At 64.0% G+C, this 11976-nt stretch carries 15 protein-coding genes; 4 read left to right on the plus strand and 11 right to left on the minus strand.

Annotated features, from left to right (window positions below; genetic code table 11):
* On the minus strand, positions 1-306 hold a 306-nt coding region (locus KBZ07_RS09185; protein WP_254931330.1), incomplete at its 3' end, for a thiamine pyrophosphate-binding protein.
* Positions 307-478: 172 nt separating this feature from the next.
* On the opposite strand from KBZ07_RS09185, the gene KBZ07_RS09190 reads away from it, so the two are divergent.
* The gene (locus KBZ07_RS09190) at positions 479-1819 is read left to right on the plus strand and encodes an NHLP bacteriocin system secretion protein (protein WP_254931331.1); all 1341 of its coding nucleotides are present in this window, start codon (positions 479-481) and stop codon (positions 1817-1819) included.
* Positions 1816-2022, plus strand: a complete 207-nt coding sequence (locus KBZ07_RS09195; RefSeq protein ID WP_254931344.1) for a hypothetical protein — start codon at positions 1816-1818, stop codon at positions 2020-2022. Before KBZ07_RS09190 ends, KBZ07_RS09195 begins: the two co-directional genes overlap by 4 nt.
* Before the next feature lie 432 nt (positions 2023-2454).
* Here KBZ07_RS09195 and KBZ07_RS09200 read toward each other — a convergent pair whose 3' ends face one another.
* The 5 genes from KBZ07_RS09200 to KBZ07_RS09220 form a co-directional block, all read right to left on the minus strand.
* The gene (locus KBZ07_RS09200; RefSeq protein ID WP_254931332.1) at positions 2455-2667 is read right to left on the minus strand and encodes a type II toxin-antitoxin system HicA family toxin; all 213 of its coding nucleotides are present in this window, start codon (positions 2665-2667) and stop codon (positions 2455-2457) included.
* Positions 2664-2873 (minus strand): type II toxin-antitoxin system HicB family antitoxin, encoded by a 210-nt coding sequence (locus KBZ07_RS09205; RefSeq protein WP_254931333.1) that lies wholly within the window; start codon positions 2871-2873, stop codon positions 2664-2666. Before KBZ07_RS09205 ends, KBZ07_RS09200 begins: the two co-directional genes overlap by 4 nt.
* A gap of 378 nt (positions 2874-3251) precedes the next feature.
* Complete coding sequence (locus KBZ07_RS09210; protein ID WP_254931334.1) at positions 3252-5027, minus strand: TolC family protein; 1776 nt, start codon at positions 5025-5027, stop codon at positions 3252-3254.
* A 158-nt stretch (positions 5028-5185) separates the two neighbouring features.
* On the minus strand, positions 5186-6247 hold the full coding sequence (locus KBZ07_RS09215; protein ID WP_254931335.1) for an FUSC family protein: 1062 nt from the start codon (positions 6245-6247) through the stop codon (positions 5186-5188).
* Complete coding sequence (locus KBZ07_RS09220; protein ID WP_254931336.1) at positions 6244-7212, minus strand: aromatic acid exporter family protein; 969 nt, start codon at positions 7210-7212, stop codon at positions 6244-6246. Before KBZ07_RS09220 ends, KBZ07_RS09215 begins: the two co-directional genes overlap by 4 nt.
* Positions 7213-7277: 65 nt before the next feature.
* On the opposite strand from KBZ07_RS09220, the gene KBZ07_RS09225 reads away from it, so the two are divergent.
* Positions 7278-7748 (plus strand): MgtC/SapB family protein, encoded by a 471-nt coding sequence (locus KBZ07_RS09225; RefSeq protein ID WP_254931337.1) that lies wholly within the window; start codon positions 7278-7280, stop codon positions 7746-7748.
* Here KBZ07_RS09225 and KBZ07_RS09230 read toward each other — a convergent pair.
* The 3 genes from KBZ07_RS09230 to KBZ07_RS09240 form a co-directional block, all read right to left on the minus strand.
* A complete protein-coding gene (locus KBZ07_RS09230; RefSeq protein WP_254931342.1) occupies positions 7730-8611 on the minus strand; it encodes an LCP family protein in 882 nt (293 codons plus the stop codon). The genes KBZ07_RS09225 and KBZ07_RS09230 overlap by 19 nt on opposite strands.
* A gap of 80 nt (positions 8612-8691) precedes the next feature.
* Complete coding sequence (locus tag KBZ07_RS09235) at positions 8692-10491, minus strand: ABC transporter ATP-binding protein (protein WP_396123988.1); 1800 nt, start codon at positions 10489-10491, stop codon at positions 8692-8694.
* Positions 10485-10808, minus strand: a complete 324-nt coding sequence (locus KBZ07_RS09240; RefSeq protein WP_254931338.1) for an RNA-binding protein — start codon at positions 10806-10808, stop codon at positions 10485-10487. Before KBZ07_RS09240 ends, KBZ07_RS09235 begins: the two co-directional genes overlap by 7 nt.
* A gap of 257 nt (positions 10809-11065) precedes the next feature.
* Between KBZ07_RS09240 and KBZ07_RS09245 the strand changes: the two genes are divergently transcribed.
* The gene (locus KBZ07_RS09245) at positions 11066-11266 is read left to right on the plus strand and encodes a hypothetical protein (RefSeq protein ID WP_254931339.1); all 201 of its coding nucleotides are present in this window, start codon (positions 11066-11068) and stop codon (positions 11264-11266) included.
* On the opposite strand, the gene KBZ07_RS09250 is transcribed toward KBZ07_RS09245, so the two are convergent.
* Both KBZ07_RS09250 and KBZ07_RS09255 read right to left on the minus strand, forming a co-directional pair.
* Positions 11263-11577, minus strand: coding sequence for a hypothetical protein (locus tag KBZ07_RS09250; protein ID WP_254931340.1), 315 nt, complete (start codon positions 11575-11577; stop codon positions 11263-11265). The genes KBZ07_RS09245 and KBZ07_RS09250 overlap by 4 nt on opposite strands.
* A gap of 37 nt (positions 11578-11614) precedes the next feature.
* Positions 11615-11976: DbpA RNA binding domain-containing protein (locus KBZ07_RS09255; protein ID WP_254931341.1), on the minus strand; the 362-nt coding region annotated here is incomplete at its 5' end.

Consider the following 11976-nt stretch of genomic DNA (forward strand, 5'->3'; position numbering starts at 1 on the left):
GGGAATCTGCGCCGCAATTGCTAAAACAGGAACACGGCTGCGGGTCGCATCGTAAAGACCATTGATCAGGTGGATGCTTCCTGGCCCGCAACTACCCACACAAACAGCTAATTCCCCCGTCAGCGCTGCTTCGGCAGCGGCCGCAAGAGCCGCTGCCTCCTCGTGGCGAACGTGCTGCCAGGCGATCGAGCCATCGCGGCGGAGAGCATCGGTGAAGCCGTTGAGGGAATCGCCGGGAATTCCGTAGATTCTCTTAACCGAGGCATCCTTTAACACACCAAGAATGACATCCGCGATTGTTGACATTGCTGAGGTTCGGGACGCTATGAATCACCTTGAAGCTAGCTACTAATACCAAAAGATGCCAAAAGACTGGCCCTAGCTGGGTCGGCTTACGGCGCGGCCCTTAGCTGGTTTTTCCGCAAACTCGTAGTGCGAGCTTCAGCCAGGTGCCTTTTAATCCTGCAAAATGGGTGCCATGACCCAGGCCAGCCCCACCGCCGCGGCGCCCAGCCATCGCGGCCCGTTTCAGCGCTTGCAGGCCCGCTGGCAGGGGCTGAGCGATCACAACCAGGTGGGCGTGAGCCTGGCGGGGGTGGGTGGTGTGTTGGTGCTCTGGGCCCTGTTCTGGCCCGTGCCCACCGAGGTGGGAGGCATGGGCGTGCTGATTTACCCCAACAACGCCGGCATCCTCAACGCCCGTGCCGGCGGCCAGGTGCGGGAGGTGTTCGTCAAGGAGGGTGAGTCGGTGGCGCGCGGCCAGGTGCTGATGCAGCTGTATTTGCCGGTGCTGGAGCGCCAGCTCGACCAGCAGCTCGGCAACCTGCGCCAGCTACAGCGGCACAACGCCCAGCTAGACGAGCGCGATGCCCTGCGTCTGCTCACCGAGAAGCGGGCCCTGGATACATCCCTGGCCAAGTATTCCGACGATCGCCGTCGCTACGGCGAACTGCAGTCGACCTACTCCAGCAAATTGCGCAACCTCGATTGGCTGGCCCAGCGGGAGGTGGTGGCGCCGCTCTCTTCTGAGGTGGTGTCGGCTGAGCAGGGGCTCACCAGCACCAGCGTCAATCTCGATGACGTGAAGATCAACGAGAAGAACGTGGTTACCAACTACCAGCAGGTGAAGCTCGGCATCGAAACCCAGGCCCTGCAGCGCCGCTATCAGATCGACGATCTCAAGCGTGAGATCCAGGTGACCGAGGCCAAGATCGGCTACGACGGCAAGGTGCATGCCGACCGGGACGGCACGGTTTTGGATCTGCAGGTGATCGCCGGCCAGACCGTGGGCACCGGCCAGCGACTGGGCACGATCGGCCGGCCTGAGCAACCCAGCGCCAAGGACCGCCCGCTGCGGGTGGTGGCTTACTTCGCGCCCGCCGATGCCCGCCGCCTGCCCCTGGGGCTGCCGGTGGAGGTGGTGCCGCAGTGGAACCAGCGCGGCCGCTTCGGCGGCATCGTGGGCAAGGTGACCCAGGTGCTGACCCTGCCCGCCACCGCAGACGACATCTCCACCACCACCGGCAACGCGCAGCTGGCCCAGGAACTCACCAAGAGCGGCCCGGTGATGCGCAGCGAAATCGAGCTGGAGCGCGATCCCTCCAGCGTGGATGGCTACCGCTGGACCCTCTCGGGGGGCAGCGGTGTGTTCCCAATCCGCGACGGCCTCACGGTGTCGACCCACGCCTACGTGGAGTGGCGCTCGCCGATCAGCTACGTGATTCCTGGCCTGCGCTCCCTCACCGGCGGCTTCCGCACTCCCTGGATCGACCTGCGCTGGAACCTGCCTTCCCTGCGTCAGCCCAATACTGTCTCGTGACCAGCCCCGTGGACGCCAAGCCCCGTTTCCAGATCCGCAACCCCCTGCTACGCCAAGAATTTCCCTGGCTGGTGAGCGAGGTGGTGCTGCTATTGATACTGTTCAACGCCAACCCACCGGAGCTGTGGTTCTGGCTGGTGGTGCTGCTGGTGGTGCTCCTCTATCGCGTCGAGCGCTGGTGGTCGTCTCGGCCCAACGCCTGAGCGACCCTGCCATCACCTGGCCGCAAATCGTTTGCGCAGCGGGCGGGCCCCTGTGCGCCAGGCCTAAGGAATTGAGGCTTTTGCCCTGAGACTGAGATTGAACTTACCTGAAAACTGCTTACGCGATTCAATGTCTTTTCCCTTGCAGACCTCCAGAAAGATTTCAAGTAACTTTTTGAATTCCTGACGGAGCTCATGAGGATGAGCCCTGTGAAAGACCCTGGCCTAACCGAACAGCACCAAGCTTAAAAACAGAGCTTCAATATCCCGCCACAACAGGACGAGCAAAGATCAACCCAGGCTGCGCTGGCGCTTCAATACATGCGGCTAACGCTGCCCCTGAGTTGCAGGCAGGGCGCATGAGGAGACTGGGCAGTCAGTAAATGGCGCCCTATCCACTCGAGGGGATTGTTAGCCGATTTACCACAAATTTCACAGGTCGCTAGGCTGAAGACCAGTGATCTTCGCAATTCGGGACAACATCTTCGGGCCTATCTCCTCGCCATCATGGAAAGCAAAAATGATGCCGGGATATCCATCATGAGCAAGAGTCTTATGAGATCCTGTCTGTCGCCTCACCCGCCACCCGATAGAAAGGAGAGCAGCCAACACCCTTTTGGCTTTGACAGAGGGCCACCTACTCATGCAGTGACTGGTAGCGAGAAGCTGATATTTAAAGGCTCAGACTCGCCATTTTCCAGTCTATCGGCGATGACACGAAGAGCCAATATTTCCGCCTTAGACATTGCATCCATTGCAGAGTCGCCATACGAAAGAACGCCAGGCAGCTCGGGAACCTCAGCAATCCAGCGCCCATCAACTTCTTGCTCGCACTCCAAGGTAAAATTCATGGTCGATCCATAGCAACTTCCACCGTAGCAACAATTCAGAGCATAGTCAGCATCACCCTCTCCCCGTTTCAGCTTCCATCCCAGCTATGCAGCTAACGCTCGCCATCATGTCCTAATACAACCCTACGCAGCTGAGCACCCATATCTCACTAGATCATACTCTTGGGAAGGAAGCCACCCAAGAGAGAAAATAGCGAAAGCGCATCTTGCCCAAATGGAAGACAACAGTTTTCTGAACGCCATAACAGAATTCCCCGCCATTCCCAATGTCCCAGCCTTCGCTACTTCTCCTCTAGTGGCGGCGCAAAACAACGGCGTTCGGAAAATTCCGCGCTCCGATCAAAGCAGGATCCCAGCAGGCCATGGCGGACGGCCTGTTCAGGGTTGAGCCGTGCCGCTACTGCTGAGTTGCAGCTGCAGCTGGGGCTGGATCGGCAGATTGGGATCGCGCGGCATCGGCAGCAGTTCTTTCAGCAACTTTGCGTAAGTGATGTTCACGTTCACCGTGGCGTTGAGCCGCCGCACCAGGCTGTTGATGAGACGGTCCTGGGTGTTGGAGACATTGAGCTCGCTGTCGAGGCCGGTGAGGTAGCGCAGCCGCACATCGCGGAAGGCTTCCAGGGCAGCGGCAACGCCTCGACGGGCCGAGCTGAGCTTGGCGAGGCTGGCCTCGTGGTTAAAGAAGGCCTGCTCGATTCTCAGGCGGATGTCGTTGCGACTGGCGGCGTACTGCTGGGCGGTGGCCGCTGCCTGCTTGGTCAGCGCCCGGGCCTGGCCGGCCGTGGTGCCGGCATCAAACAGCAGCCAGGTGAAGGTCAAACCCACCGACCAGTCCCAGCCGTTGGTGGTGCTCAGGGGCAGGGCGGTGGAGCCGCAGCAGCCGCCGCCGCCAAGATCAAAGTTGCTCAGGCTGGTTTGGGAGCTGCTGCCGCCGCCATTTGCAAACAAAGACAGTTTCGGCAGCAGGCCGGCAGCGGTGGCCTGGCTCTGCTGGGCCAGGGCCGTGCGGGTGGCCAGGATCGCCTCCAGCTCGGGATTGCCCCGGTAGGCCGCCAGCAGGCTGGCCTCCAGATCGAGGGGCCAGCGGGGCTGCACCACGATCTGGTCGCTGGGGCTGGGGGTCACCCTGGCGGGCAGGTTGAGCAGCACCGCCAGTTGGCGGCGGGCCACTGCCCGGTCGGCCAGCACCTGGATCAGGGTCTCTTCATCGGCGGCCTGGATGGCCCGACGCCGCAGCACGTCGAGCCGCGGCACCAGACCCGCCTGCTTGAGGTCGAGGGTGTCCTGCAGGATCACCAGGTCGTTGCGCAGGTTGGCGTCGTAGACGCGCACTAGCTGCTCGTCTTGCTGCAGTTTGTAGTAGGCCTCACTCACCTGCAGCTGCAGGGAGCGAAGTTGGTTGGCGTAGCTGTTGCGCTGCCGTTCAAGCACGGCGCGTGCCGCGCGCACCGTGGGCGTGCGGGCAAAGTCGAGCAGGGCGTAGTTGAGCTGCAGGCCCCCTTCGATGGCCCCTGTGCCCGAGGTGGCTGCAAGACTGCCGCCGTCGGGCACGTAAAACGCCCCGGCCGTCGGGCCCGACGGGCTGGCTAGGCCATTAGGGGAGAACTGGGGGCCAAAGCCCAGGTTGTCGTTCGGCTTGTTCGACGTGATGGTGCTGCGGCTGCCCTCGTAGCCGCCAGCGGCAAAGGCGCTGATCGTTGGCCAGTAGGTGCCCATCACTGCCTGGACGCTGGCCAGGGCAGCGGCCACCTGCTCGCGCTGGGCCTGGAGGCTGGCGCTGTTGGCGAAGGCGATGGCCACCGCTTGCTCCAGGCTGATGCTGGCGATGCTGCCCGCCTGGAGCTGTTGGGGGGTCGGCAGATCCAGGGGCGGACCGGTCACGGCGTCGGCCGGTTGGATCGGGCCGGTAGCGGGTTGGTTGGCCCGGATCAGGTTGGCGGGTAGCTCCGGTGTGCTGAGCACGTTCCCCACCGGGGGCTCGGGCTCACTGGGGAGCAGCTGATCGAGCGCCCGCAGTTGCGCATCCAGCTTTTGCCAGCTGCGCTCCAGCAGCTTGGTGCTCTGGGGCTGCGCTGGGGACTGAGCCAGCGCAGCCGGGGCCAGCTGGGCCGGGATCAGCCCCAGCCACAAAAGGGCCAGAACGCGCTTGCGCATTGCCACGGTGATGCAGATCAGCGCCTTGGTTGACGCAGTTTGATTGGTGCAGCGGCTCTGCTGACCTGGGGATGTTCGGCTTGAGGGGCGGCAGCTCGCTGGCCGGTGAATCCCAGCAGCAGAGGCACCAGGCTACTGATCACGGCCATCTGCTCGGTTTAGCTCCTACCCAGAATTGCCGCCCAGTTTGCTTCGCCATTGCGGATGGCCTGCTCGGCCTGACGGCAGAGCATCAGCCGGCTGGCGATCCGCGCGAGTCGCTCCAGGGAGGCCGAGTTGGCGTTGGGATCGTTGAGCTCCTGGCCCAGCTCCTGCCAGCTGCGTGGTGCCTCAAGCCCTGTCTCTGGCGGCTTGGGCAGGCCCCGGCGAGCGCGGATTTGCCGTTCCCATTGGCCCAGTTGGCCAGCCATGGCCTGCAGCAACTCCGCTTCGGCTCGGTGCAGTTGCACCACCATCTGGGGATCCTGGAGGGTGGGTGGCTCGCGCACCAGGCCCCCCACAAGGGTGATCAGGCGGGAGGCAGTGGCCTCAAAGTTGTCCATCAGCAGCGTCGCCGGATGGCGCTCCGGCAGGGTGCCCAGCTCCTGCAGCAGTGCTGGCCTTTGCCGCCGGATGGCAACGAGCTGGTTGCGCAGGGCCCGGTAGCGGCCGATTCCGATCGGATCAGCCCCCTCCCCCTGGTCGGCCGCGGCGGGATCTACCCGCGCCGCCAGGTCGCAGAAGCAGCTCTGCAGCTGGCCGAGCAGGCCGGCGACCTGGGTCATGCTGGTGTCGAGTCCGCGGGCTGGCCAAAACAGCCGCAGGCCCAGCAGCGTGATCAGCACGCCGAAGCTGGTCCAGAAGAAGCGGATCGGAATCCAGCTGGCGAGGCCGCCCTCGTGGACGAGCCAGCCCATCACGATGACGATGCCGCCCACCTTGTAGCCCACCTGCAGCTTCAGCAGGCCGCCCAGCAGGCGCAGGGCGCCGAGGGTGAGCGCGAGCGCCAGCGGCATCGGCAGGCCCCGCAAACCCTCGTAGCCGATCAGCAGCAGCACCGACCCGAGCGCGGTGCCCAGCAAGCGCTGGCTGCCCAGGGCAAGCGCGCCGCCGTAGGTGCCGGTGGACACCGCCAACACCGCCAGGGAAACGTATTGGCTGTCTCCTACCCCCGACAAGCTGGCGAAAGCGTTGCCGAGCCCTGCGGTGAAGGCGGTGCGCAGGCCGTTGCGATTGATCACAGCGGAGCCATCCGGTTCAAGCCCCCGAGGCAGGCATGCAGAGGGCGGCCCTCCTCCGCTAAGGCCAACAGGGGCAGCAGGGGCAGTTGCAGCTTTTGGGCCAGCTGCTGCCAAAGTTGTGGCTCACGCCTTGGGGTCGGCCCGGGCTCTCCGCTGAGCTGCCGCTGCAGCTCAGCCACCGCGTGCCGCAGCAGATCGGCCTGCATGCTCTGGTGTTCGGGCAGGCCGGCCACCAGCCTCTCCCAGGCGATCCAGTGAAAGTGGGCCAGCTGCCACAGCCGCAGCCGTTGCTCCCAGCCGCTGCGTTTGAGGGCCTGATGGCGGGGGCCGCTGCGCTCCTGGGCCACCAGTTGCTCCATGCATTGCAACGCGTTGGTGAGTGGTGCCGGATCCAGCGGCTCGGGCCTGGATCGCCGTTGGGCCAGCCAGTCGCTGTAGGCCTGCAGCTGGGTCTTTAGGGCGTAACGCAGGCGCCCATCGGCTGCTTTGAGTTCGCTGCTGCTGTTTTGCGGCCAGAACAGCAGGCCCACCAGGATCGCCACAATGCAACCCACCACCGTGTCGAGGGCGCGGTTGAACACGTAGTCCCAGCCCAGCGCCGTATGGCCGGGAAGCATCAGAAACATCACAGCGACCAGTGAGGCCGTGCCTAAGGCGTTCTGCCAGCCCAGCAGCTGCAGCACAGGAATCATCACCAGCATCGACACCAGGACGCCGATCCAACCGCCGAGGATTGTGTGCACCAGGAAGGTGATCAGGCCCCCCGCCAAGGTGCCCAGGATTCGGCCGCTGGCGGACTTCAATGTGTGGTCGTCATTATCATCGACAACCATCACCACTGCTAACAGCGGGTACCAGGCAAATTGAATGCGTTCGGTCCAGACGGCAATGGCGGCTGTGAGGAGCGCGGCCACGAATAACTTCAGGCTGTTGCGCAGCAGCAGGTTCTGCACAGGCCGCGGCAACGCTCAGCTGCCTAGAGCTTATGGGGTTCAGCCACGCTTCACAGGGCTGTCATGAGAGGGCTGCCATGAGCTGGCTGCCGGCGCTCACTCCCGATTTGGAGGTATTGCTGCGCCTGGGCCTGGCGGTGCTGTGCGGTTTGGCTGTGGGCATCAACCGCGCCCACCATGGCAATACCAGCCATCCCAATCGCCTGCGGGTGCATGTGCTGGTGGGCCTCAGTGCCTGTCTGATGGTGCTGGCGGCCGGTGACGACCCCCAGGCCCGCAGCCGGGTGATTCAGGGGGTCGCCACCGGCATTGGCTTCCTGGGGGCGGGCGAGATCCTCGTGCCCCCTGCTGCTGACAAGAGGGGCCTGCCTGAGGTGCGCGGACTCACCAGTGCTGCTTCGATCTGGTTTACGGCTGCCCTTGGGGTGACCGTGGCCGCCTCCACCCCCTTACTTGCCGGGGTGGCCCTGGTTCTGGCCCTGATCACCCTGTCCCAGCGCAGCAACGGCGAACCTGGCCAAGATGGCGATCAAAACAGGAATCGATAGCGACCATTTTCGCCACCGCTATCGCCAACGTTCTCTGCTGAGCCCTCTGGAGCGGGCTGGGGCCACTCCGCGTCCCAGTAGCTGATGTCATTGCGATAAAAGGGGCGACCACCCAGCCGCTTGGTCTCCAGCTGGGTCGTGCCCATGGCGGTGATCAGGCCGCCAAGCTCCATCGGGCCCAGATCGGTTTTCAGGTTTTTTCCCGCGGCGGCCAGCAGCACCGGCAACCGCACCAGATGCTCGGGTCGGGTGAGTTTGCGAAACAGGGCCTGCAGGGCCAGCTGCTGACGCTCCAGCCGACCTATGTCACCCATCTCATCATGTCTAAAACGCAGGAAGCCCTCTAGGTCACGACCCTTGAGGGTCTGGGGCCCTGGTTGCAGATCGATGTAGAGCCCCTGGCTGTGATCGCTGTAGAACATCCGTTTGGGCACGTCCACCTCGATGCCGCCCAGGGCATCGGCCATAGACCTGATCGCCGACAAATTCACCACCACGTGGTGGGTGATCGGTCGTCCCAATTTGCGGGAGAGTTCTCCCTTGAGCAGATCTGTTCCCCCGAGGCTGTAGAGGGCATTGATCTTGTGGGGGCCATACCCCTCCGCTTCGATATACGTATCCCTGGGCACCTGGGTGATCCGGGTAATGCCGCCATCGACGCGCAGGCTGGCGATCACATCGGTGTTCCCGCCCCCCACATCCGTGCCGAGCAGCAGGATGTCCTGGTTGGTGATGCCGCTCCAGGCCGCAAACGGATTGGTGATGGCGGGGTTCCGGCCCGAGCCCGCATCCGAGAGCAGCTGGGAGAGCGGCGCGGCCAGCAGCAGGCCACCGCCCAGCCCAATTCCGATCGCCAGCAACAGGGAAGCGCGCCTACCCCTTCTGCGGGGTCGATGGTTCTGGGTGGGTCTCATCCCCCAAAAGCTATTTCACGATCAGGGCCCTACGGACCCAGGGGCTCACCGCTGCGCAGGCCTGCCTGCACGCGCCAGAGATTGGCATAGGGGCCGGCCAGGGCGACCAGCTCTTCGTGGCGTCCACTTTCAACTATTCGGCCCCGATCCATCACCACAATCCGATCGGCATGGCGCACACTGGAAAGGCGGTGGGCGATCACCAGGGTGGTGCGCCCGGCGGTGATTGTCTCGAGGGAGCGCTGGATCGCTGCTTCGGTTTCATTGTCAACCGCGGCGGTGGCCTCATCGAGGATCAACACCGGGGGATTCCTGAGGATGGCGCGAGCCAGGGCGATGCGCTGCCTCTGGCCGCCGGAGAGGCGCTGGCCCCGCTCCCCCACCACGGTGTCGTAGCCCTGGGGCAGGGCCTCAATGAAGGCGGCGGCCTCGGCCAGCAGCGCTGCCCGCTCAATGGCTGGCCGCCCTGCGTCAAAACTGCCATAGGCGATGTTCTCGGCCACGGTCCCAGGGAACAGAAACACCTCCTGGCTCACAAGCGCAATGGCGCGGCGCAGGTGGTCGAGGCGCAGCTCTTGAATTGGGATCCCATCGAGACAGATCCTGCCTGCCTGGATCTCGTAGAGCCTCAGCACCAGCTTCACCAGCGTGCTCTTGCCCGACCCCGTGGCCCCGACGATGCCGAGCGTGCTTCCCGCCGGAACCTCCAGGCAGAAGTTGGAGAGCAGGCCTTCCCGGTCTTGATAGGCAAAGTCCACCCCCGCAAAGCTCAGCGCCCCTTGCACCGCGGCCAGGGGCAGGGGCCGCTCGCCGCTGGGGATCGCAATCGGAGTATCGAGCAGGTCCAGCACCCGGTTGGTGGAGGCCATGGCCCGCTGGTAGTCGTCGAGGGTGCGCCCCAAGGTGGTGATCGGCCAGAGCAGCCGCTGGGTGATGAACACCAGGAAGGCGTAGCTGCCCGTAGCGATCTCACCGCGCCAGGCCTGTAGACCACCAATCACCAAAATGGCGATGAAGGCAAACAAAATGGCGTAGCGGATCAGGGGCACAAAGGCGGCCGAAAGACGAATGGCGCGGCGGTTGGCCTGGCGATAGGCCTCACTCAGCCGCTCCAGCCGAGCCAGCTCCCAGCGCTCGGCCGAATAGCTCTTGATCGTCAACATGCCGCCGAGATTGTTGCCCAACTGGCTGGCCAGGTCGGCGGCCTGCGCCCGCACTGCCGCATAGAGGGGGGCCAGCCGCCGCTGGAAATGCAGGGAACCCCAGAAGATCAATGGAATCGGAATGAACGCCACCCCGGCAACGTCAGGCGAGAGCAGCACCATCGCGGCGCCCACCACAACCACGGTGGTGATCAGCTGCAGGATCTCGTTGGCGCCATGGTCGAGGAAGCGCTCCAGTTGGTTGATGTCGTCGTTCAACACCGCCATCAGCCGGCCACTGCTGCCCAGCTCAAAAAAGCCCATCTCCAGCTGCTGGAGGTGGTCGTAGGCCTCAAGTCGCAGCTGGTGCTGCAGCCTCTGGGCCAGGTTGCGCCAGAGCAGCCCTTGCAGGTATTCGAAGCTCGACTCGGCGCTCCAGATCACAAAGGAGAGCACCGCCAGCAGCCCCAGCTGGCTGGGCACGGTGGTGGTGCCAAAGCGGGCCAGCCAGGAGGTGTCCTTTTGGACCACCACATCCACCGCCAGGCCGATCAGCACCGGAGGCGCCAGATCGAAGAGCTTGTTCAAAACCGAGCAGCCCGTCGCCAGAACCAGCCGGAAGCGATAGGGCCGCAGGGCTTTGATCAGCCGGCCCAGGGCTGGGCGAGGGGGCAGGGGGCTTACCAGCGGTTACCGCCGCCGCCATAGCCGCCGCCACCACCACCGCCTCCGCCTCCACGGTTACCGCCGCCGCCGCCGCCTTCCCTGGGAGTGGCTTTATTGACGCGGATCATGCGGCCCATCCACTCGACATCCTGGAGATCGTCGATGGCCTTTTGTTCGGCTGCGTCATCGGCCAGCTCAACAAAGGCAAAACCGCGCTTGCGGCCGGTTTCCCGGTCGAGGGGCAGGCTGCACTGGCGCACCTCTCCGTATTGGCCGAAGAGATCAAGCAGATCCTCGCGCTCAGCTTGAAACGAGAGGTTGCCAACGTAAATGGTCATTAACGGAGCAAATTCCTGGAACTGATTCGGGAGATGCTGCGGTTCTCGGGGTGCGCCAGTGGTTGCTGGACGCGCCTGATCGAGGCCGAACGCCTGCGAATCTTTTCTATTTTACCGACCGGCGGCTCAACTAGGCCCGCCGGAGCCAGGCTTCATGGAGAATTATGAAGCGCTTCTGAAGAGACCATTTAGCCAGCCGACCAAGGCCCCGATCGTGCTCCATTGTCAGCGAATCCTGATTCAGTGGGAGCCCCAAAATGCACGCCCCTGTCCCCTGGAGCCTCGCCTGGCGCGAAGATGGCGAATTGGCAATCCAGGATCGCTTTGACCTGCTGCAGAGTTTGGTTAGCAGTGAAAGTGCTTCCACCCAGTGCTCTTTGATCGCCGCCGTCGAACGGCTACCCACGGCCGAGCTCTCCAGCCTGGGCCTTGGCAGCGTCACCAGGCTCTGCGCTTAGTTGATGGGCCCTGGACCTGGTTGCGGTGAGGACGTCCTCACCGAGCGCAGGTCCGGCGGACGCCCGCAGGCCTCGTTGGCGTCTTCCACGTCACTTCCCTGGGCGACCCTTCCGCCCACACAGTCACAGGTGCGATCGATCAGGGCCAGCGAAAGGGCTTTTCCCTGTTGCTTGAGATCGGCCTGATAGGCAGAGAGACAAAAGGCCTTCACCACCTCAGCCAGGCTGGCAGCCCGACTCTCGCTCCCACTGGCGACCAGCCCCAGCAGGAGCAAGCCAAGGGGGGCCAATCGCAGCAGGGGAAGACGCATGGTGGGTGGAATGGTGGGAGCAGCCCCGACCTTGCCCTTAGCCCTGCAGTCGCGAGAGTTGCAGCGGTTTGTTCATGACCCGCAGCTGGCGCAGGCCTTGGAACACGTCTTCGGGCATTCCCTTGGGCAGGTCGACGGTGCTGTGGGTGTCGAAGATCTGAATTCGGCCGATCGAACGACCATTCAGACCCGCTTCATTGGCGATGGCACCCACGATGTTGCCTGGCTTGATCCGGTCTCGCCAGCCCACCTCGACGCGAAAGCGCTCCATGTGATCTTCCGGCGGACCCGAAGGCCGCTCGCCACGGCCGCGGTCCCGCCCCCCCTCACGTCCAACCCCCAGATCCCGGCCACCATCACGGCCACCGTCGCGGCTCGGCCCGTTCTGGCGCACCTGAT

The organism is Cyanobium sp. BA20m-14, from assembly GCF_024346295.1.

What these genes read in the sequence shown, in the direction of transcription:
- KBZ07_RS09190 (WP_254931331.1), top strand. Translation starts at nt 479, where the DNA reads ATGACCCAGGCCAGCCCCACCGCCGCGGCGCCCAGCCATCGCGGCCCG.
- KBZ07_RS09200 (WP_254931332.1), bottom strand. Translation starts at nt 2,667, where the DNA reads ATGAGTAGGTGGCCCTCTGTCAAAGCCAAAAGGGTGTTGGCTGCTCTC.
- KBZ07_RS09205 (WP_254931333.1), bottom strand. Translation starts at nt 2,873, where the DNA reads ATGAATTTTACCTTGGAGTGCGAGCAAGAAGTTGATGGGCGCTGGATT.
- KBZ07_RS09210 (WP_254931334.1), bottom strand. Translation starts at nt 5,027, where the DNA reads ATGCGCAAGCGCGTTCTGGCCCTTTTGTGGCTGGGGCTGATCCCGGCC.
- KBZ07_RS09225 (WP_254931337.1), top strand. Translation starts at nt 7,278, where the DNA reads ATGAGCTGGCTGCCGGCGCTCACTCCCGATTTGGAGGTATTGCTGCGC.
- KBZ07_RS09240 (WP_254931338.1), bottom strand. Translation starts at nt 10,808, where the DNA reads ATGACCATTTACGTTGGCAACCTCTCGTTTCAAGCTGAGCGCGAGGAT.
- KBZ07_RS09245 (WP_254931339.1), top strand. Translation starts at nt 11,066, where the DNA reads ATGCACGCCCCTGTCCCCTGGAGCCTCGCCTGGCGCGAAGATGGCGAA.
- KBZ07_RS09250 (WP_254931340.1), bottom strand. Translation starts at nt 11,577, where the DNA reads ATGCGTCTTCCCCTGCTGCGATTGGCCCCCCTTGGCTTGCTCCTGCTG.